We start from the raw sequence: 19,862 nt of genomic DNA on the forward strand, positions 1-19,862 counted from the left end.
AGAAACGCGAACGGTCAGCTGAACGGATTCTGATCGGGATCGAAGGTCCCCGACCAGGCGCCGCCGAAGGAGTCCTTGATGCCGCCGGCGATCCCGAACTGCGCGGACCAGATCTTCCCGACCATCTCGAACGTCTCGAGGCCGGTGGCGGTGCCGTTCGTCAGCGTCCCGAACTCCGTGAGGGTGTGCCCGCCGAAGAGTCGTGCGCTGAAGTCGGGGAAGCTCCTCACCAGATCGGTCTGGCGGCTCCACGCGCTCCACCCTGCGGCGGGCGTCATCCGGGCCAGAATGCCCGTGCCTGCCGGGGCGCTGGCGAAGGTCCGGATGCCGCGGGCGGCGGGACCGATGAAGGGGATGACGCCGATCACGCCGAAGGCCACGTCGACCCAGCTGCCCTCCCCGCGTATCGCCCGTGTGAGCGCGACCGCGAGGGTGAGCACGGCGACGATGCCGGCGAGGACGGCGATGATCGGTCCGCCGACGATGATGGCGAGCACCGCGAGGATGATGCCGGCGACGGCCAGCACGTCGGACATGAACTGCAGGAAGCCGCCGAAGTCATCGCTCCAGGAGTCCTCGATCTTGCCCGCCATGTCGTCGCGGATGCCGTTGGCGGCGTTGGTGAACGCCGTGTGCCACGAGTCCCACTCGGTGTCGTAGTCCTTCGCACGAGCGTCCCAGGCGCCCTTCGCGTTGGTGGCGACGGTGTTCGCGGCTCCGGCCGCCTCGTCTCGCGCATCCTCGGCGTCCTTGCGGAGCTGCTCGTCGTCGGCGTCGTCGCCCGTCGGGTAGTCGGGGCGCTCGTTGCGCGCCGAGTCCGCGGCCTCGGCCTTGCGGTTGTACTCGTCCCAGAGGTCGCAGAGGTCCTCGATGATCGTGGTCATCGCCGTCTGGGACCCTTCGAGCTCCTGCCCGTAGGTCTTGATGTAGGGCGCGACCACGCTGTAGAGCTCGCCGCCCTTCTTGAGGTCCTCGTGGACCTCTTTCGACAGCTCCTTGAGCTTGTCGATCGCGTCGCCCCTCATGTCGGCGCCGTTGTCGACCAGACGCTGGAGGAGGGCGGAGGACTTCTGCATGTCCGTCGCGAGCTCGCTGATCTGCGTGCCGCGCTCCTTGATCGCGTCGGCATCACCCGTGACCACCTGGATGTAGTGTCCGGCGGGGGAGGTCTGAGGCATCATCCGGTACATCGTCAGTTGCCCCCGTTGTTCTCTGACTTCTTCGCGGCTTCGACGTCGAAGTCCTTGAAGCCCTTGATCACGCCTTCGAGATGTTCCGCGACCTTCTTGCAGTTGTCCATCAGCGTCTTGCGCTTGTCATCCCAGCGGCCTTCGAAGTCGTCGGCGGCATCCTGCAGAGCGTCTTCGCCGTAGGGCCGCCCGACGGCATGGGACAGATCCCTGCGCCGGCTCCCCGCCGCCTCGAACTCGCCGATGATGTTCTTGAGCTCGGTCTGCAGATCATCAAGATCGTCGTACTTGAGCTTGACCCCGTCGCCCACGCTGTTCTCCTCCGGTATGTGTCAGATAGCGGGGGTCGGCCTCTCGGCCGACCCCCGAAGATCCTGCAGCAGCGTGTCAGCCGCCGGCGAGCTGCGTGTCCAGGTCCTGGATCGCACGCATCATGCCCAGCAGCGACTCGGACATGTCGTTGATACCATCCACCGCGGTCTTCAGACCCGTGGTCAGCTCCCCGTAACCCTCACCGAACTTGCCCGACGCATGCTGCGTCTTGAAGTCCTCACCCAGCAGGGTGTCCACCTGAGACTTCAGAGAATCCAGCTGCCCCTGAATGTCATCACGAGCCTGCGACAGCGACGACGCCACCTGCTCCATCTCCGCATAAGACGCACCGAAATCGGCCATCGTCCACACCTCCGGTAATCGAATTGGACCGGACCTCTCCGGCCCGACACCACCAACTTTACGAAACAACACCCCCCACCGCGATGGGCACAACTCCCCATCCGCCGTCTCTCAGTGCGAGAACGCCGTGACGAGCGCCGCCGCCGCGAGTCCGACAACCAGCGGAAGGAGGCAGCCGAGCACGAACGGCCTGCTGCTCCTGCGCCCATCGAACAGCGCTTCGCGCCGCACGCGCCGCGCCGGATCGGCGGATGCGCCCACCCGCACGCCGCCGTCATCGACGGCATCCACCATCGCCACGAGGTCCTCGACCCACTCCCAGAACGCGACGTCGGCGAGTCGAAGCTGCCTCCGCGCGAGGAAGAAGACGCTCCCGCCGGCGATCTCGACATCGCCGTGGCGCACCAGCGCGATCAGCGCGGTCTGCACGGGCTCCGTGAGCACGGCGCGGACGCGATCAGCGTCCTCCACGGCGCAGAAGACACGGAACGTGGAACCGAACCCGCCTTCGAAGGGCAGCGGCGTCTGCTGCGGCTGCGGCGCCCACGCCCCCGCCTGATCGCTGGGGGATGCGGCCCTGATCGTCATCGCCGGAAGCGGGATCCCCGACTCGAGCACCGCGAACGTCGCGCTCCGCGGCATCCGTGTGCGGGCCGTCCACGTCTCGTAGGAGTAGTTGGCGACCTCGAACCTGCGCGGCGAGGCCGCGACCATCACGTCGCTCGCGACCCGTGCGCCGCCCACCTGGAACAGTGCGGCGGGGAGGTCGGGGTCGCTCTCGGCCAGCACGTGGGAGAGGCCGTTCGCGGCGGCGAACCTCGTCAGCCGGTACACGTCGGCCTCCACGGCATCCGGACCCGTCCGGTACGACCGCACCCGTGCGACGGCGAGCGGTGCGACCACGAGCGCCGCGATGATCACGGTCGCCGCGTTCAGCCCCTCCCCGCCGAAGGCGAGCTGCACCGCCACGACGGCCAGCGCCGCCAGGATGCCGCCACCGGCGACGAGGACGACGGTCTGGAAGACGGACCAGGCCATGCCGACCCTGGCACCGGTCCGGCGCCCCTCACGATCGATCCGCTCCTGGAACTCGCGGTGCGCGACGGCGGGGTCGACCGGCGCACTCAGCGCCGACATGTCGAAGCTCACGGGCATCGTTCCACCTTCCTGCGTCTCAGCGGCGGCGGCATCCGCGCCGCCGCGCGCTCACGCCGTCCGCTCGCCCTCGACGAGCGGCATCTGCACCGTGACCTGACGTCCGGCCTGCACGAAGATGCCGCGGCCGTCGGGGAAGTCCGTGCGCTTGACCTTCGGGAAGGGCACCTTGAAGACGGCGTCGCCGTCGAAGGCGTCGGGCTTGAGGATGATGCCCTTGCGTCCGGCCTTGAAGTCTCCGATGAAGCCGAATCCGCTGGTCACCTGCGTGACGTCGGCATCGCCGATCAGCAGGTGATCGCTGCGGTTGATCGCCTGGAACAGCGCCTTCATCTCGCGCTCGGCGGGTCCGTCGGCGAACTGCGGCACGTCCTCCACCACGATCAGCATCCGCACGGGGACCGTCTCGTCGACGGCGATCTCGGCGATCTCCTTCGCGAGCTCCTTCGCGTCCTCCGGCGTGACGGCGCTGCGCGTCCAGTCGGCGTACTCCTTGAGCTGCGCACGCCGACCGCCGAAGTGGAACAGCTTGATCTCGGGGTCGAAGCGGCGCATCGATCCGATGATCGCCTTGAGCGCGTTCGTCTTGCCCGACTGCGGCGGCCCCGCGACCACGAACGTGCCGACCGGGTCGAAGTCGCGTGCGGCCAGTGTGTCCTCAGCGATGCCGAGCACGGGGAACTCCCCGATGCGGTCCGGCAGCTCCCGCGGCGAGAGCCGCGTGGGCAGCGCGCCGATCTCGGCGACCTCGCGGGCTCCGGCGGCACGCAGCTCCGCGGCGAGCACGCCCTGCAGCTTCGTCTGCTCCGCCACGTTGGGGGTCCCGCCGAGGGTGGCGATCTGGGTCTCCAGCCCGTCGACGATCGCGCGCCCCGGCGCGGAGCGCTCGTCGAGCACGTCCTTGGGCGCGTTCAGCATCGCGTAGCCCGACTCGTCGGACAGACGCAGCACGACCCGGCGCGACACGTTCGCGCTCACGGCCGTCGGCACGGAGCCCGAGCGATCCGCGCTCGCGATCACGTGGACGCCGAGCGGCCGTCCCTCGCCGAGGATCCGCATGAACGTCTGGTAGAACGGCATCCTCGCGGTCGTCGACTCCCACTCGCTGCGGAACTGGGGGAAGCCGTCGATCAGCAGCAGGATGCGCGACTCGGCCGTGCCGGTGATCTCGCGGTACTCCGTCAGGCTCGACGCGTTCGCCGCGCTGAACCGCTTGCCGCGGTCATCGAGCACCCTCGACAGCGAGCGCAGGATGCGCTGCACGCGCTCGGCGTCGTCACCCGAGATGATCGAGCCGACGTGCGGGAGCTCTTCGAGGCTCTTGAGCGAGCCGGAGCCGAAGTCGAGCCCGAAGACCTCGACGTTCGACCGGGCGGGGTCGAACCCGGCAGCGATCGCCAGGGTGCGCAGCACGGTCGACTTGCCGGAGCCGCTGGTGCCGTAGACGAGCAGCGAGCCGTCCTTGTCGGGGTGGAAGTACGCCGGCTCCTGCAGCTGGCGCTCCGGCACGTCCATCTTGCCGAGCAGGATCTGCCCGTCGCCGAGCACGGGCAGATCGCGCATGTCGACGGCCCGCTCGAGGTCGTCCAGCCACGGGCGCCGAGGTGCGGGGATGCGGGCGGCGGTCGCCGCCTTCACGAGCGTCGCGACGATGCGCTTCTGGTCGTTCGGGCCGAGGTCCTCGTCGTGCGAGTCCGACTCGGGCGCCTGCTCGGCCTCCCAGGTCTGGATGGAGCCGAACCGCAGCTCCGCCACCTTGACCTCGGCGGCCTGCACCTCGTCGGTGCTCCAGCCACCCGCATAGGCGGACTGGAAGGGCACCAGACGCCCCGGTCCGGTCTTGGCGATGCCGCGGCCGGGGAGGGACGGAGGGAAGGATGCCGCCACCGGGTCGTCCACGACGTCCTTCGAGTCCGACTCGTCGGCCATGCGCAGCGCGACGCGCAGGTTGGTGTTGGCGCGGAGGTTGTCCTTGATGACGCCGGCCGGACGCTGGGTGGCCATGATGAGGTGGATGCCGAGGGACCGCCCGCGCTGGGCGATGTCGACGACGCCGTCGACGAACTCCGGGACCTCTCCGGCGAGCGCGGCGAACTCGTCGATCACGAGCACGAGCGCGGGCGGCGTCTCGGGGTCGCGGCGCTTCTCGAGTTCGAGGAGGTCCTTCGCCTTCTTGCGGTTGAACAGGTGCTCGCGGTGGTGCAGCTCGGCGCGCAGGCTGGTGAGCGCGCGCCGCACGAGGTGCGGGCTCAGGTCGGTCACGAGCCCCACGGTGTGCGGCAGATCGACGCAGTCCGCGAACGCGGAGCCGCCCTTGTAGTCGACGAAGAGGAAGGTGACGCGGTCGGGGCTGTGCGCGGCGGCCATGCCGAGCACCCATGCCTGCAGGAACTCGCTCTTTCCGGCTCCGGTGGTTCCGCCGACGAGGGCGTGCGGTCCCTGGGTGCGCAGGTCGAGCGTCATGGCGTCGGTCTGCGACTGACCGATGATGGCACGCAGGTTGCCCGCCTTCTTGAGGCGCGACTGCGGCGCCCCCGAGCGGTCGATGATCGTGTTGTTCTGCCGCCACCGGTCGATCACCGCGTTCGGGTCTGTCGCGAGGTCGGCGCCGATCAGCGACAGGAACATGACGGAGTTGGGGATGTCGGAGGAGTCCTCGATCACCGTGCTGGAGTCGACCACCGGCGCGAGCCGCTTGGCGAACATCGTCATGTACGAGTGCGAGACGCCCTCGACCTGCACATCGGGATACGCGACGCCGCTGCGCACGGTGCCGACGGCGGCGTGCTCGAGCCCGCGGCTCACGTCGACGAAGGTGCGGCAGGCGGCGGGCAGCGCCGCCACCACGGGGGCGACGAAGAGGCCGTAGACGCCGACGTCGGCGCCCCGCTCGAGGATCTGCGTGAGCCGAGCTCGGTCGACCGGCGCATCGTTGGTGACGATGACGAGGATCGCGGTCTGGCCGGGGAACGTCGCATCCTCCGCCGCCCGCTTGACGTCGGTGCCGAAGAGCATCGGATCCCAGTCGTCGCCGTAGGGCGGCCGCTGCGACTTCGCCTCCCTGGAGCGACGCATCACGATCTCCTCCAGACCCGACAGCAGGGCGGCGCCCGTGGAGGCCGAGTCGGCGAGGGAGACGTCCTTGAACGGGTTGCGCTCGCTGGACGTGTGCGGCAGCCACTTCAGCCAGTCGAGCTCGTTGGCCCAGCCGGGTTCGGTGAGGGCCACGGTGACCAGCTCGTTCGGCGAGTGCATGCCGAACAGCTGCACCGCGATGCCGCGGAGGGCGTCGCTCGCGAGCGACGTCGGGCCGGCGACGCCGATCGAGCCGACGCTCTGCAGCGATTCGAGGATCGGCACGTCGCTGATCATCCGGTAGCGCTCTTCGAGCCGGTCGACGCGCTCGACGTACTCGACCAGAGCCTCTGGCGTCTCGGTGCGCTTGATCGCGGTGCGCGACTCGTCTTCGCAGACGCCGAGTCGCACCGAGAGGAAGTTCCAGTGCTCAGGGCGACGGGTCCACAGGAGAGGGCCGAGCCGCATCGCCTCGTCGAAGACGACGGCGACGGCGGGCACCTCGTTCTGGCGTACCTCCCGCTCCTTGGGGTGGGAGTGGTAGAGCTTCTCCTCCAGACGCTCGAACTGCTCCTCGAAGGACTCCGCCTCCTTGCGCAGCCGCTGGCCGAGATTGGTCTTCTGCGAGATGAAGTTGCCGAACATCATGAGCGGCGACATGAAGATCACCAGCAGCGCGCGCGGATTGTCGAACATGAAGAACGTCACGGCGCCCAGCAGGACCGGCGCGACGAGCATCGGCCAGGGGAAGAGGCGCTGCACCTGGTCGCGGGGATAGCGGGGCTCGTCGAGGTCTTCTCCGGTGAAGCGCTCCTCGACGCGCGGGCTGCGGTTGAACAGCAGGGCGCCGCCGCGTTCGAGCACGGGGTCGCCGGACGCCGAGCCGTCGAAGTCGCCGACCAGGTGCACCACGAACTCGCAGTCGCCGAGCGTGAAGTGCTGGCCGGGGATGACGCGCAGGCGCTGCACGAGACCGCCGTCGACGAGGATGCCGTTCGCGGAGTTCAGGTCGACGAGCTCGACGAAGGTCGCGGCGACCTCGATGCGCGCGTGGCGCTTCGAGATCAGCGGATCGGCGATCGCGACGTCGTTCGCGTGATCGCGGCCGATCATGAAGTGACCGATCGGCAGCGGGAACTCCTGCCCGGCCGCGGGACCCGCCACCACGGTGAGCACGGCCGCGGGGCGCGCGCTCGCCGAGCCCGTCGAGGCGCGGTTCGCGCCCACGTTGACCACCTCGGCGAGGAATCCGGAGCCGATCGGGGCGTCCCCGACGAGGAGATCGGGGCTGAGCATGGTCAGCTGATCGCTGGTGGGCGGTGCGACCGACAGCGTGAGCACGTCGGAGGGGCCGGCGGGGATGCTGCGCAGCGGGTCGGTCGAGGCGATCTGCCTCGCGACATCGGCGACCGTCGCCGTCGAATCCGCCATCACGACGACATCCGTCAGCGGGGCCGAAGGGCGCCGCAACGTCAGCTTGACTCTCATCGTCCGTCCTCACCGCGCCGCAGGCGCGTTCTGCACTGTCGCGTCATACCCGTTCGACCTGGAGCGTGCGGTCGCCGAACCGCACCGTGTCGCCCGCCTTCAGCTCCACGGGGTGGCCGGGCGCCAACGCCGTCTCGGAGCCTCCCCGCACGATCGCGCTGCCGTTGGTCGACGCCCGATCGACGACGAAGAGACCGCGGCGGGCGGGCATCACGGCGATGTGGGTCTTCGACACCGAGCGGGTGTCGTCGAACACCGCGACGAGCTGGGTCTCGCCCTCTCCGGCGGCCGGGCTCGGCGAGCGACCGAACAGCGTGGTGCCGCGGACCTCGATGCGCTCTCCCGTGTCGAGCACGAGGACGGCGCGCACTCCGGCCGGGGTGGCAGGCGCGGGAGCGGGGGATGCCGGCGCGGAAGCCGGTGCTGAGGCGGGAGCCGGGGCTGCAGCGGAGGCCGGTGCCGAGGCGGGGGCGGGCGTCTGCGGGGGCGGGGTCGGGGCCAGCACGGCCGGAGCAGGCGCAGGGACCATGTCCGGGGTCGCCGGGGCCGCCGGGGCCGGAGCTGGCACCACCGGAGTCACCGGGGCCGGGACCGGAGCCGGAGCGGGAACCGCAGCCGGCGCGGGAACCGGAGCGGGCACGGCGCCCGTCGGCTGCGGGGCGATCACCGGAGGCACGAACGGCGCGGACTCCGCGGCGGGAGGCGCGAAGGAGGACGGAGCCGCAGGGGCCGGCGAGGGCGTGGCGGCCCCCGTCGCGAGGGACGGAGGCACCGCCGACACCATGGAACCGGAGATCGGCGGCTGCGGCGCATCGGGGGCTGCCGGAGCCGAGGTGCGGTGTGCGCCGATCACGCCGCCGGACAGACGGGCGCTCGGCACGTACTCCGCAGGGGCGTCGCGATCGACCGGCGTCGCGAGAGACGGCAGCGGCGCCTGCTCCTCGACCTCCGGGGTCTTGACCCGCTTGCGGGCGATGCGCATGCGCTTCTGGTCGTAGGGGTTGAGGCCGCCGCGCACGTCCACGAACCAGGTCGCGGCCGCCAGGTCGAGCCAGCCGCGTCCACGGCGCTCGGTGTCGAACAGCGGCGAGAGCGCGATCACGAGCAGCGGCCCGATGAGCGGCACCAGCAGCGACGCATACGCGACGAGGTAGCGCACCACGGCGCCGCGCCAGAATCCGGGCCGCTCCAGCGTGCGCACGTTCACCGAGCGGATGCCGCAGATCGCCTTGCCGAGCGTGACGCCCTTGCGTCCGTGCAGCACCAGCTGCACCACGACGTACGCGGTCATGAGTCCCTGTGACACGGCGACGGCCACGATCGCCCAGACCCCGTTGGCGCCGCCGAAGACGGATCCCAGGTCGAGGGTGCCCGCGAGAGCCTGCGTGAGCGGAGGTGTGAGGACGATGATCGCCGGCAGGGCGATGAGCACGGCGACGAGCCATTCGATCAGCGCCGCGAGCACGCGGGCTCCTCGTCCTGCCGCACGGAGTCCGAGCGAGGCGGCATAGGCGGGATCAGGGCGTCCGTGCGCGTCGAGGCCCTCGATCACCGGGGCGTGATCGTCGATCTCCCAGATCACTCGGACTCCCCCTCTGCCTCGTCGGCGTGCGCCGTGTCGAGCAGCGGCAGGTCGTCCTTCGTCACCAGACGCGAGGCGATCACGTGCTCGACGAGACGCGCTCGGCGGTTGGTCGCGAGCAGGCGCTGTCCTCCGCGCATGCCGGGGACGCCGACGCGGTCGAACTTGTCGCACACGTTGTCGAGCTTGCGGTTGAAGCGGGTGACCGTCCATCCCAGGCGCTCTGCGGCCTTCGCGGATGTCGGGATGTCGCTCATCCCGGTGCCGTCTCTGCGCAGCTGCGGCTCCGCGAGTGCGAGGATCAGCAGCTTCTGGCTGAGGGTGAGCGGCACGTCGCCGATGGTCGAGGCGCCGCCGTCGTCGTGCTCACGGCGCGTGGCGCGGAAGGTCGGCTCGGCGGCGTGCACCGTCAGCTCGTAGGTCGTGGGGCCCGCGCTGAACACGATCGTCGTCATCTCGAACACGAGCGGCAGCCGGGCGCCCGGCGCGAGCCAGGCCTGCACCCCGCCGGCCGAGTCCGTCACCGTCGCCGTGAGGCGCGTGCCGACGTTCGACAGCCACCACAGGCCGTCGGCATCCGTGATCTCCAGGAAGTGGCGGTGCAGGAAGAGGTTGTCGTCCAGCTCCAGGTCGCCCTCTCGACCGACCACGAACCGACCGCCGCGCTCCAGCGGGAAGAACTCCCCGGCGAACTCGACGGTCACGCCGCTCGTCCCGCTCACTCGACGCACCCCCGCACCGGCTCCGACGCGCGGCCGTCGTCACGGCGCAGCATCACGTCGACGCAGACCTTCCCCGCGCCCGCCGTGAACTGCGCGGTCGGCTCGGTCGTCTGCTGCGGGTCGATCTCGCCGGACACCTCGACGACGTTCCAGATGAACGAGTCGCCCTCCTGCGGGTCCTTGTTGGTCCAGGTGAACGCGATCTGCTCGCCCGTCCTGGTGCCGCTGAGGTCGCCCACCTTCGGCACGACGTCGGAGACGACGTCCTGCGGGTCGGGGGCCTCCGACGTCGCCTGCGGAGTCGGTTCGATACCGGAGACCAGGATGTTGAGCATCACGATCGCGCCGACGACGACGGCGACTCCTGCGACCGAGAGCAGGATCCAGAGCCCCTTGCGTCCTCGAGGCGCCGTCGACGTCGTCTGCGCCGGGGCGTCGACGACGGGAGCGGCGGGCGGTGCGGCGGATGCCGCGGCATCCGGGGCGAGCACTCGAGGCGCGCGCAGCAGCGTGCGCTCGTCGGCATCCGCTCCGAGCACCGGAGCGGGCACCCGGATCTGGGTCTCCTCGATCGACGGCGCCTGCGCGGCGGGGGGCGAGTCGAAGCGCGGGACCTCGGGGAACACGACGGCCGGCGCCTTGCGCTCCGTCGTCGCCGACGGACGCGTGAAGGCGGCGACCTCGGGGTCGATGCTGACGATCTCCCTGACACGGGTCAGCCCGTCTCCGTCGTCTTCCTGCTCCTCGGCCGGAGCGTGGTCGTCGACGATGTCGATCGGGGTGACCGAGTGCGACAGCTCGATCTGCACCTTCTGCAGGGCGCGGGCGAAGGCCACGGCGCTCGGGTAGCGGTCATCGGGGTTCTTCGCCATCGAGCGCTCGAGCAGGCGCTGCAGGCTCTCCGGGGAGTCGGGGCGCGCGAGGGGCGGCAGGGCGGCGCGCTCGATGCGCTCGATGAGGTCGGCGCTCGAGTTGCGCTCCCCGACGCGTTCGAACGGCGAACGACCGGCCAGCAGCGTGTACAGCGTCGCGCCCAGTGCCCACACGTCCGTGCGCGGCCCGCTCTGCGGCGGCTCGGCGAACGACTCCGGCGGAGACCACGGGATGGACATGCCGGATGCTTCGCCCGTCGCGCCCGTCGTCGAGGCGATGCCGAAGTCGGTGAGAGCCGGACGGTTGTACTCGGTGACGAGGATGTTCGCCGGCTTGATGTCGCGGTGCAGGACCCCTGCCCGGTGAGCGGTCTCGACCGCACCGGCGACCTGCACGCCGACGCGCAGCGCCTCGGCGACCGAGAACGGCTCCTTGCGCGCACGCAGCTGCAGGTTCGGCCGGGGGCAGTACTCCATGACCAGATACGGGCGCCCATCGCCCGCGACGCCGGCCTGGTAGATCGTGACGATCGCCGGATGCGTCGAGAGCATCGCCATGACGTTCGCCTCGTCGGCGAACTCCTGCGCGGCGCCACTGGAGATCCGGTCGGCGAGCAGCACCTTGACCGCGACCCGGCGGCGCGGCATCTGCTGCTCGTACAGGAAGACGTCGGCGAACCCTCCGGTGCCGAGCGGCTCCACGTAGGTGAAGCCCGGCAGCTGCGGGGGCGGTGAGGGGCGACGGGTCACGGCAGGTCCTCGAAGGCGACGGTCACTCCGTCTCCCAGGTCGACGACGTCTCCGGACAGGACGAGCGTCTGCTCACCGGGATGCAGTCGAACGGGGTCGGCGCCTGGACGCAGCAGCGTCGAGCCGTTGGTCGTGTGCAGGTCGATGACGACGACGGTGTCGGCGTCGGGGCGCACCTCGAGGTGGCTGCGCGAGATGTCCTGCTGAGGGCTCTCCACCGCGACCAGATGCGGCAGGTTCTCGCCGCTGGCGCGGGTGGATCGCGGACGCCGGCCGATGATCACGGTGCGGTCGAGTTCGACCACCTGGCCCGTGGAGACGCGGATGCGGCCGAATCCGGCGGAGGCGACGGGGATCACCTGGGTGGGGGCGTCGTCGGCCACCGGAGGCTGCTGGCGAAGCGCCCGCAGCTCGGCGGCCGAGATGGTCGCTCCGTCGTGGTCGCCCTCGGCCACGATCGGGAAGGGCGGAGGCGGCGGAGCGTCGACGAAGCTCGGCGCGGTGTGCACGGTCTCGCCGAAGAGCTGATCGAACTCGTCGATGTCGCTCAGGGGGGACAGCGTCTCGGTGGGGATCAACGTGACCCCCTCGACCTCGTCCTCGGCCGACGGGTCCTCGTCGGATGCCGCGGCGGGCGCCTCGTCCTCGTCGGACGGCACCGCGGCGGGCTCGGACGGCGCCTCGACCGGCTCCTCGACCGACTCCGGGAGAACCGGGACCTCGTCGACCACCGGCTCCGCGGCCGCCGGCTCGGAGACCTCGGGCGCCGGATCGATCGGAGCCTCGACGGCTCCGTCCCCGGCAGAAGACTCGTCCGCCGCAGCGGATGCGGGAGCACCGACCGGGGCGGCTCCGGCGACCGGCGGCACGGGCGCGACGTCGACGATCGGCGGCACGGGAGTGACGAGAGGCGGGACCGGTGCGACGACCGGAGCGACAGCCGCACCGAACAGCGCGAGAGCCGGAGCGGGTACGCCTCCCAGGACCGCGGCGGACACGCCGCTCTCCTCGGACTCGATCACCGGGGCCGGGCCCAGCACCGCGACGATCCGCTCGGCGTCGCTCGCCTCGAGCTCAGCGCTCACGGCCGCGGCCCGCACGACCCCGCTCTGCACCGGGAGCGCGGAGACGGCATCCGACTCCTCCACCGTGATCTCGATGCGGGTGGCGCCGCCGACGAAGCGCTCGCTCCAGGTGGTCACCTCCGCGCCGGTGAACTCCTGCGCGGACTCCGTGCCGCTGCTGATCCTGGCCACGACGCCTCCGCGCAGCGCGATGCGGACGTCGGTGCCCTCCGCGACAGCGGCCGCGAACGGCGGCAGCGCGGTGAACGATCCCCCGACGCTCGTCGTGAGCACGTCGACCACGCTGGCGAGGGTCTTCTCGGCGGGGAGCCTGTCCCACAGCCGCGCCACGAGCTCGGCGGGCGCGTCCGGTGGAAGTGCGACGAGAGCCCCCGGAATCACGATCAGGTGCCACTGTCCCGGTCGATAGATCGTCTGCATCAGCGAACCCCTCCTGCTGCCTCGCGCGGACGCGTGTCCATGTCGATGTCGGTGTCGTCGGTCTCCAGCAGCGTGCCGGGGCGCGAGGCCACCGACACGGCGTCCGCGATCACGACCGTGATGTTATCGCGTCCTCCGGCCTGCAGGGCCTCGGCGACGAGAACGTCTGCGGCCTCCTGCGGGTCCGTCGTCAGCGTGAGCACTTCGCGGATCCGCCCGTCGGAGAGCTCGGAGGTGAGGCCGTCGGAACACACCATGATCCGGTCGCCGAGCTCGGCGGGGAAGAGCCAGTAGTCGGCATCCCCCGTGCTGCTCGCTCCGATCGCCCTGGTGATGATGTTGCGTCGCCGATCGGTGGCCGCGTCCTCGGGGGTGAGCTGCCCCGCCTCGATGAGCTCCTGGACGACCGAGTGGTCGACCGTGATCTGCTCGAGCTCTCCGTCGGCGAGACGATACGTGCGGGAGTCTCCGATGTTCAGCGCGAGCCAGTAGCCCATGCCGTCGACCGAGGCGATCACGACGCCGCTGAGCGTGGTGCCGGCGCGCCCGTTGCCCGAGGTCGACAGATGCTCGACGCCCTCCCGCGCCCGCTCCAGGGCGAAGCGGACGTCGTCGAGTGCGAGGGATGCTCGGCCTATGAACAGCGCGAACTCCTCGATCACGGTGGCGCTCGCGCGCTCCCCCGCCTCGTGGCCGCCCATGCCGTCTGCGACGACGAACACGGGCGAGCTCGCCAGGTACGCGTCCTCGTTCAGGGCGCGTCGCAGCCCCGGGTGCGTCGCTGACCCGGTGGTGACGACGAGTCCGGGCCTCACGCGTAGCCGCCGACCGTGACGATGCGATCGCCGATCTCGATGGCGTCGCCGAGACGCACGGGCACGCGCTGGCCGGCGGGGCAGGCGATGCGCTGGCCGTCGCGCACGATGGTCATGCCGTTCGTGGAGTGGCGGTCGAGGACCCAGCCGCCGGAGATCTCGGATGCCGCCTCGAAGTGCGTCTTCGACAGCGACAGCGTCTCATCGCGCACGGGCACCAGCACGGCGCCGTCTTCGGGGGCGGGGTTGCGGCCGAAGATCGTGCGGCGCGACACCGGGACCCTGGTGCCGTCGTCCCACGTGAAGATCAGGCGGTGGCCGGGGATGCTGATGCGGGTCTGCTCGAGCTCCGCCTCGTCCTCCGCGCCGTCGACGGGGAAGGCATCCTGGGCGGGCGGCACTGCGGGAGCGGGCGGCACGGCGGGAGCGGGCGGCACGGCGGGAGCGGGCGGAGCGGCGGGAGCAGGCGGAGCGGCGAGGGTCGGCTCGGCGGCGATCGGCGCTGCGGGCACCGGGCGCTGCACCACCGTCTCGTCGAGCGACGGGTCGAGGTCGGACGCCGCCGGAGCGGCGGCAGGCTCGGGTGCAGCCGCGGCCGGCGGCCGGGGCTGGGTGACGCCGGGCACGAAGGCGATCAGCGACCCCGCGTCGGCCTGCTCGACCGGCTCCGGGTGGACGGTCGCGGGCTGAGCAGCCGGCGCCGGCTGAGCCGCGGGCACGGCCGGAGCCGGAGGAACGGCGGGTGCGGCGGGGACGATCGGCGCAGCGGGTGCCGCGGGCGCTGCGGGTGCCGCGAACGCCCCGGGGTGCTGCGGCGCGGCCGGAGCGGGGATGCCGGGAACCGGCGGCGCAGCGGGGATGCCGGGGAGCCCCTGGCCCGGAGCCACCACGGGGAACGCCGTCGTCGCCGGAGCGGCGGGCTGCGCCGGGACCGCCGTCGACGGTCGCCGCGCGTCGAGCACACGAGCATCCGCGACCCGGTCGTGCCAGCCCTGGAACCGGCCGGAGCCGTCGAACAGCGGGGAGAAGTATCCGACCACGACGCTCGCGGTGAGCCAGAAGACGATGTTGCGCAGCAGAGCGCGTCCGAAGCGGATCGGGGAGCCGTCGGTCGCCGAGGCGAGCCGCACGCCCTGCGCGCGCATGCCGAACGAGCCCTTGCCGGTCTGCATCACGGTGTAGACGACAGCCCAGCCCATCATGACCAGCAGGAGCAGCCCGTAGCCGATCGGCATCACGATCATGAGGTTCTCGATGGGCCTGGTGCTGAAGGCGATCACGGCGACGACGATGAAGCCGACGATCGCGATCGCCCCGGCGATCAGGGCGTCGATCAGGTAGGCGATCGCGCGCCGCGGGATCGGCGCGCTGCTCTCGATCGCGGGCTGGCTCATGGGGTCTCGCTCTCGGGTGCGGGGGGCGTCTTCGCAGCGGTGCTGCTCTTGATCGTGCCAGGTTCACGGCGGACGCGCGCGGCGGCGGCATCCTTCAGGTTCTGCATCCCGGTCGCCACGGCGGTACCGCCCATCAGCGAGCGCAGGCTCAGGCGCGCCTTCATCCTCTTGAAGAAGCCCGCCTCCTTGCCGAGGCCGCCGACGAGACCGTCGACCTCCGCCCAGAACGCGTCCACGTCTTCCGGGGTCGGATCGGCGGGTCCGAAGACCTCGGCGTCGGCGCGCTCGGCGAGCGTCGTGACCTGCGGGAGGGTGAGGGCGGTGGCCACGGTCGCGGCCTCCTCGACCCTGGTGCCGCCGGGCGCGACCCTGGCTCCGTAGTCGACGGCGCGATCGGTCAGCTCGTCCCACCCGCCGCTGATGCGGTCGGATGCCCTGGCCGCGTTGCGCCGTGAGCGGCGTTTGGCCGCCTTCCACGCGCCGATCACGATGAACGGCGACGCGAGCAGCGCGAGGATGCCGAGCGTGATGCCGCCGACCGCGAGGATGATGCCGATCAGCCCCGCGAGGTTGAACGTCTCGTCCTCGCCCTTGCGGTCGTCTGGCAGCGTCGGCGGGAGGTCGACCGGCTCCTGCGGCGGGGGCGGCGGCTGCAGCACCTGCGGCTTGGGGTCGACCTTCGGCTTGGTGTTCTGGTCGTTCGGGACCTTGTCCTCGGGCGGGGTCGGGTTGAAGGTGAGCCACCCCACCCCCTCGAAGTTGACCTCGACCCACGCGTGCACGTCGTCGCCCGTGGCCGCGAACTCGGGGTCTCCCTCGCGCTCCTCGTCGGGGTAGTACCCCATCACCACGCGAGCCGGGATGCCGACCTCGCGCGCGAGCAGCGCCATCGCGACCGCGTACTGCTCGTCGTCGCCGATCATCTGATCGCCGCCGATGAGCGTCGAGATGCGCTCGGCCGTGTGGCCGGCGCGCGAGAGGACCTCGCCCTCCAGACCGTGGCTGAAGAAGCCGCCCTCGGCGAGGAACGTCTCCAGCGCGCGGACGCGCTCGATGGGCGACTCTGCGCCGGCGACGGTCTCGGACGCGAGGGAGGTGAGCTCCTCCGGAACGTTGCTCTGCTTCGGGAGGGGCACCTTGCCGAAGTCGACGTCGGCCAGCTGGGTGTCGTCGAGCGGCGCGGGCATGACCGTGTCGATCGTGTAGCTGTCGCCCTTCTTGAGCTTCGACGTGACGACCGCCGTGCCGGTCTCGGTGTTGTAGTAGCCCGTGCGGCGCAGCTCCTCTGCACGACCGCCCGTGAAGTCGATCGCGGAGACGGCGCCCGCGTCGGGCACCCACACGCCGTTGTAGCGGTCGATGTCGACCTTCAGCGTGACGGGGACGCCCTCGGCCTCCGGTGACATGTTCGACCGGAGCGGCGCGAACGCGCTCGAGGAGTCGGGTCCGCCGTCGGTGACGTTGTAGACCATGCCGTCGTACTGATCCATGACGGCGATCCGGATGCGCGCCCCCTTGGGCAGCCCCTTCACGGTGAACAGAGTCTCGTCTGCTTCGTCGCGCACGTTCTTGCGGAAGGACTGCAGTGGACTCGGATAGTCGCGGATGTTGAACGGCGGGATGATGACGTCGCGGAAGACGTGCCGGGGCTGCGCCGGCGCGGCGACCGCGCTCGTGGCGATGCCCGCACCGCCCGCGACGACGAGCACCGCCGCGCCCGCGATGAGGCGTCGCATGCGCATCTGGGTGGCGCGAGAGGAGTCGACCTCGCTCACCGACACGGCGTCGTTCTGCGGTGCCCACAGCTGGCGGAGCGCGAGCCACGCGATGGCCATGACGGCGAACACCAGACCCTGGGCGAGCGGGAACGCCGGCTCGGGCGTGCCCAGCACGATGACGAGCATGAGCAGTGCACCGGCGGGGATCAGCGCCCAGGCGACCCGAGAGAGCCGGAGGGCGAGGGATGCCGTCAGCACCGTGCCGACGAGCGCGAGCAGGAACGGCACGATGAGGTGCCCGTCCGCCGCCGCCACGGGGGCGACGGTGGTGAGCATCTGCTTCCACGAGGTGACCGTGCCGAGCGCGAGGCGCTGGAGGGTGTCGAGCGTCGGCACGACACCGAGGAGCGTCGTGTGCGGCAGGGCGAGGGCGCCGCCGAAGACGAAGTACGCCGCGACGGTCAGTCCGGCGATGATCAGGATGCCCCAGCGTCGCCAGGCGGCGACCGCGGAGATCGCGAGACCCAGGAGGATGCCGCCGATCGCGGCCGGGAGGTACGAGCCGCCGGCGAACGTCGGCCAGAAGCCGACCATGGAGACGCCCACGAGCAGCGCGGACGCTCCGAGGTCGAGGATCCAGCGGCGCAGCGGCAGCGCCGTGGCCGTGGTCGCTGGTGCGGTCATGCGAGAACCTTCTGGAGCGCGAGGGGGATCTGCTCGAGCGAGCCGACGGTGACGACGTCGGCGTCGCCGATGCGGCGGAGCGCGGGAGAGGATGCGGAGCGGTCGGCGACGATGGCGAGAACGCGCGCGCCGAAGGGCAGGCGGGAGCATGCCAGACGGAGGTCGTCCGAGCGCACCTTGGACCCGCAGATCAGCACGACGACGCTGGCGAGGGGCATGGTCCTGGCCACGACGCCGGCGAGGTCCTCGATGCCGCCGCGGCGGGGCTTGGAGTGGGTCACGGCCGACAGCGAGTCGAGCAGCTGCTTGCCGGTGCCCGCGGGGAGCTCGCGCCCCTGCACACGGACGTCGACGCGCTGCGAGTCGCGGATGGCCCGCAGCCCGATGGAACCGGCGACCGAGATCGCGAGCTCGAAGTCGTCTCCGGTGGCGTACTCCGCCGCCGCGCGGGAGAGCCCGATCACGAAGTGCGAGCGCCGGGTCTCCTCGTACTGCCGCACCATCATTGTCCCGGTGCGCGCGGTGGACTTCCAGTGCACGTGACGCAGGTCGTCGCCGGGCTGGTACTCGAGCAGGGCGTGGAAGGAGACGTCGTCGCGCGAGAGGTCGGCGGCGGGAAGACCCTCGAGGTCGCGCAGATACCCGAGCGACTGGCCGTCGAAGAGGATCGTCTTCGGATGCACGAAGAGGTCGACGGGGTCGTCGCGGCGGTGGGCGCGCTCGAACAGGCCGAGCGGGTCTCCGCGCACGACGCTGACGGGGCCGACCTTCACGACGCCGCGCTTCTGCGTGGGGATGGCGAAGAGCTCCTCCGCCTCCTCACCGGGCGCGAGCCGCTGGATGCCGAACTCGCCGCGGCCCGATCCGACGGGCAGCACCACACGGGAGGGCAGGATCGCCCTCGTGCCGTGGTTCGCGAGCTTCAGGCCGCCGACCGCGCGCTCCCCCACGACGACGCGCGTGCGCGCGAGGTCGAGGGACACGTCGTAGGCGGTGCGCCCGATCAGGAACAACGCGCACAGGACGACGGTGATCGCGATGACGACGGCGGCGACGGTGAACTCCGCCCATCCGGCCACCTGACCGAGGATCCAGAAGCCGATGGCGAGCGCCATCAGCACCCACGCCAGCGGCCGGATCGCCGCGGTGACCTTGCGGAGGCGCGCGAGGCCGCGCGCACCGATGACCGCCGCGACGTCGCGCCAGCCGGCGTCGCGGGCGATCGGCGCAGCCTCGAGTGCCTCCGTCGTCATCACGCGGCCGATCGCGCCTGCGGCGCCGCGATGTTCTCGAGCACGCGGGCGATCACGATGTCGCTCGTGGTGCCGGCGAACTCCGCCTCGGCATCCAGCAGCAGACGGTGCTGCCAGACCGGACGCGCGAGGGTCTTGATGTCATCCGGCAGCACGAAGTGACGGCCGTGGGCCGCCGCCCACACCTTCGCCATGCGCACCATCGCGATCGCGCCGCGGACCGAGACGCCGAGGCGGATGGCGGGGTCCTTGCGGGTGGCCTCGGAGAGCTCGGCGACGTACCGCAGCACGGCGGGCTCGACGTGCACGGATGCACCGAGGTCGGCCATGTCGGCGACGGCGCTCGTCGTGATCACGGCGGACAGCGCGGCCGACGGGTTGCGGTCGGATGCTCCGGCCAGGATGCTCTCGGTGATGGCGAGATCGGGGTAGCCGATCGACGTCTTGATGAGGAAGCGGTCGAGCTGCGCCTCGGGCAGCTTGTAGGTGCCCGCCTGCTCGATCGGGTTCTGCGTGGCGATCACGAGGAACGGCCGGCCGGTCTCATGGGTCACGCCGTCGACGGTGACGCGCGACTCCTCCATGACCTCCAGCAGCGCCGACTGCGTCTTCGGCGACGCGCGGTTGATCTCGTCGGCGAGCACGATCGAGGCGAAGATCGGTCCCTTGTGGAACTCGAAGCGGTGCGACTGCTGGTCGTAGATCGTGACGCCGGTGACGTCGGACGGCAGCAGGTCGGGGGTGAACTGGATGCGGGCGCTGGTGCCCTGCACGGTCGCGGCGAGCGCCTTCGCGAGGCTCGTCTTGCCGGTGCCGGGGGCGTCCTCGAGCAGCACGTGGCCCTCGGCGAGCATGGAGGCGAGCACGAGCGAGACGATCTCGCGCTTGCCCTGCACGGCCTTGTCGACGTTGTCGACGAGGCGGGTGAAGGTGCCCTGGAACCAGGCGGCCTGTTCGGGGGTCATTGTCATGAGCGTGGTGCTT

Annotated in this window: 14 protein-coding genes; all 14 read right to left on the reverse strand. The window is 71.1% G+C overall.

The window, feature by feature from the left end:
* Positions 1–14 precede the first annotated feature (14 nt).
* Positions 15–1,181 (reverse strand): DUF308 domain-containing protein, encoded by a 1,167-nt coding sequence (locus ACFVRO_RS01580; protein WP_386948512.1) that lies wholly within the window; start codon positions 1,179–1,181, stop codon positions 15–17.
* An 11-nt stretch (positions 1,182–1,192) separates the two neighbouring features.
* Positions 1,193–1,501, reverse strand: a complete 309-nt coding sequence (locus ACFVRO_RS01585) for a flagellar protein FlgN (RefSeq protein WP_105673883.1) — start codon at positions 1,499–1,501, stop codon at positions 1,193–1,195.
* A 76-nt stretch (positions 1,502–1,577) separates the two neighbouring features.
* Positions 1,578–1,865 (reverse strand): WXG100 family type VII secretion target, encoded by a 288-nt coding sequence (locus tag ACFVRO_RS01590; RefSeq protein ID WP_105673989.1) that lies wholly within the window; start codon positions 1,863–1,865, stop codon positions 1,578–1,580.
* Between the two features lie 111 nt (positions 1,866–1,976).
* Positions 1,977–3,020, reverse strand: coding sequence for a hypothetical protein (locus ACFVRO_RS01595; RefSeq protein WP_386948513.1), 1,044 nt, complete (start codon positions 3,018–3,020; stop codon positions 1,977–1,979).
* A gap of 51 nt (positions 3,021–3,071) precedes the next feature.
* A complete protein-coding gene (locus ACFVRO_RS01600; RefSeq protein ID WP_386948516.1) occupies positions 3,072–7,583 on the reverse strand; it encodes an FtsK/SpoIIIE domain-containing protein in 4,512 nt (1,503 codons plus the stop codon).
* Positions 7,584–7,626: 43 nt separating this feature from the next.
* Positions 7,627–9,165 carry an RDD family protein gene (locus ACFVRO_RS01605; RefSeq protein ID WP_386948519.1) on the reverse strand — a complete coding sequence of 513 codons (1,539 nt, stop codon included), beginning with the start codon at positions 9,163–9,165 and terminating at the stop codon, positions 7,627–7,629.
* Positions 9,162–9,869: a hypothetical protein gene (locus ACFVRO_RS01610; protein WP_223587192.1), complete on the reverse strand. Its 708-nt coding sequence runs from the start codon at positions 9,867–9,869 to the stop codon at positions 9,162–9,164. Before ACFVRO_RS01610 ends, ACFVRO_RS01605 begins: the two co-directional genes overlap by 4 nt.
* 14 nt (positions 9,870–9,883) lie before the next feature.
* Entirely contained in the window at positions 9,884–11,509 is a 1,626-nt protein-coding gene (locus tag ACFVRO_RS01615; RefSeq protein ID WP_386948521.1) for a serine/threonine-protein kinase, read from the reverse strand.
* Positions 11,506–13,014: an FHA domain-containing protein gene (locus ACFVRO_RS01620; protein WP_386948524.1), complete on the reverse strand. Its 1,509-nt coding sequence runs from the start codon at positions 13,012–13,014 to the stop codon at positions 11,506–11,508. The genes ACFVRO_RS01615 and ACFVRO_RS01620 overlap by 4 nt, the downstream gene beginning before the upstream one ends.
* Positions 13,014–13,829 (reverse strand): PP2C family serine/threonine-protein phosphatase, encoded by an 816-nt coding sequence (locus ACFVRO_RS01625; protein WP_105673869.1) that lies wholly within the window; start codon positions 13,827–13,829, stop codon positions 13,014–13,016. Before ACFVRO_RS01625 ends, ACFVRO_RS01620 begins: the two co-directional genes overlap by 1 nt.
* Positions 13,826–15,223 (reverse strand): RDD family protein, encoded by a 1,398-nt coding sequence (locus ACFVRO_RS01630; protein ID WP_386948527.1) that lies wholly within the window; start codon positions 15,221–15,223, stop codon positions 13,826–13,828. Before ACFVRO_RS01630 ends, ACFVRO_RS01625 begins: the two co-directional genes overlap by 4 nt.
* Complete coding sequence (locus ACFVRO_RS01635) at positions 15,220–17,625, reverse strand: transglutaminaseTgpA domain-containing protein (RefSeq protein ID WP_386948530.1); 2,406 nt, start codon at positions 17,623–17,625, stop codon at positions 15,220–15,222. Before ACFVRO_RS01635 ends, ACFVRO_RS01630 begins: the two co-directional genes overlap by 4 nt.
* Positions 17,622–18,878: a DUF58 domain-containing protein gene (locus ACFVRO_RS01640; protein WP_386948532.1), complete on the reverse strand. Its 1,257-nt coding sequence runs from the start codon at positions 18,876–18,878 to the stop codon at positions 17,622–17,624. Before ACFVRO_RS01640 ends, ACFVRO_RS01635 begins: the two co-directional genes overlap by 4 nt.
* Positions 18,878–19,849 carry a MoxR family ATPase gene (locus ACFVRO_RS01645; RefSeq protein WP_341940439.1) on the reverse strand — a complete coding sequence of 324 codons (972 nt, stop codon included), beginning with the start codon at positions 19,847–19,849 and terminating at the stop codon, positions 18,878–18,880. Before ACFVRO_RS01645 ends, ACFVRO_RS01640 begins: the two co-directional genes overlap by 1 nt.
* Between the last annotated feature and the right edge of the window lie 13 nt (positions 19,850–19,862).

This window comes from Microbacterium sp. NPDC057944, assembly GCF_042887445.1.
GTDB classification, from domain to species: Bacteria; Actinomycetota; Actinomycetes; order Actinomycetales; family Microbacteriaceae; genus Microbacterium; species Microbacterium natoriense.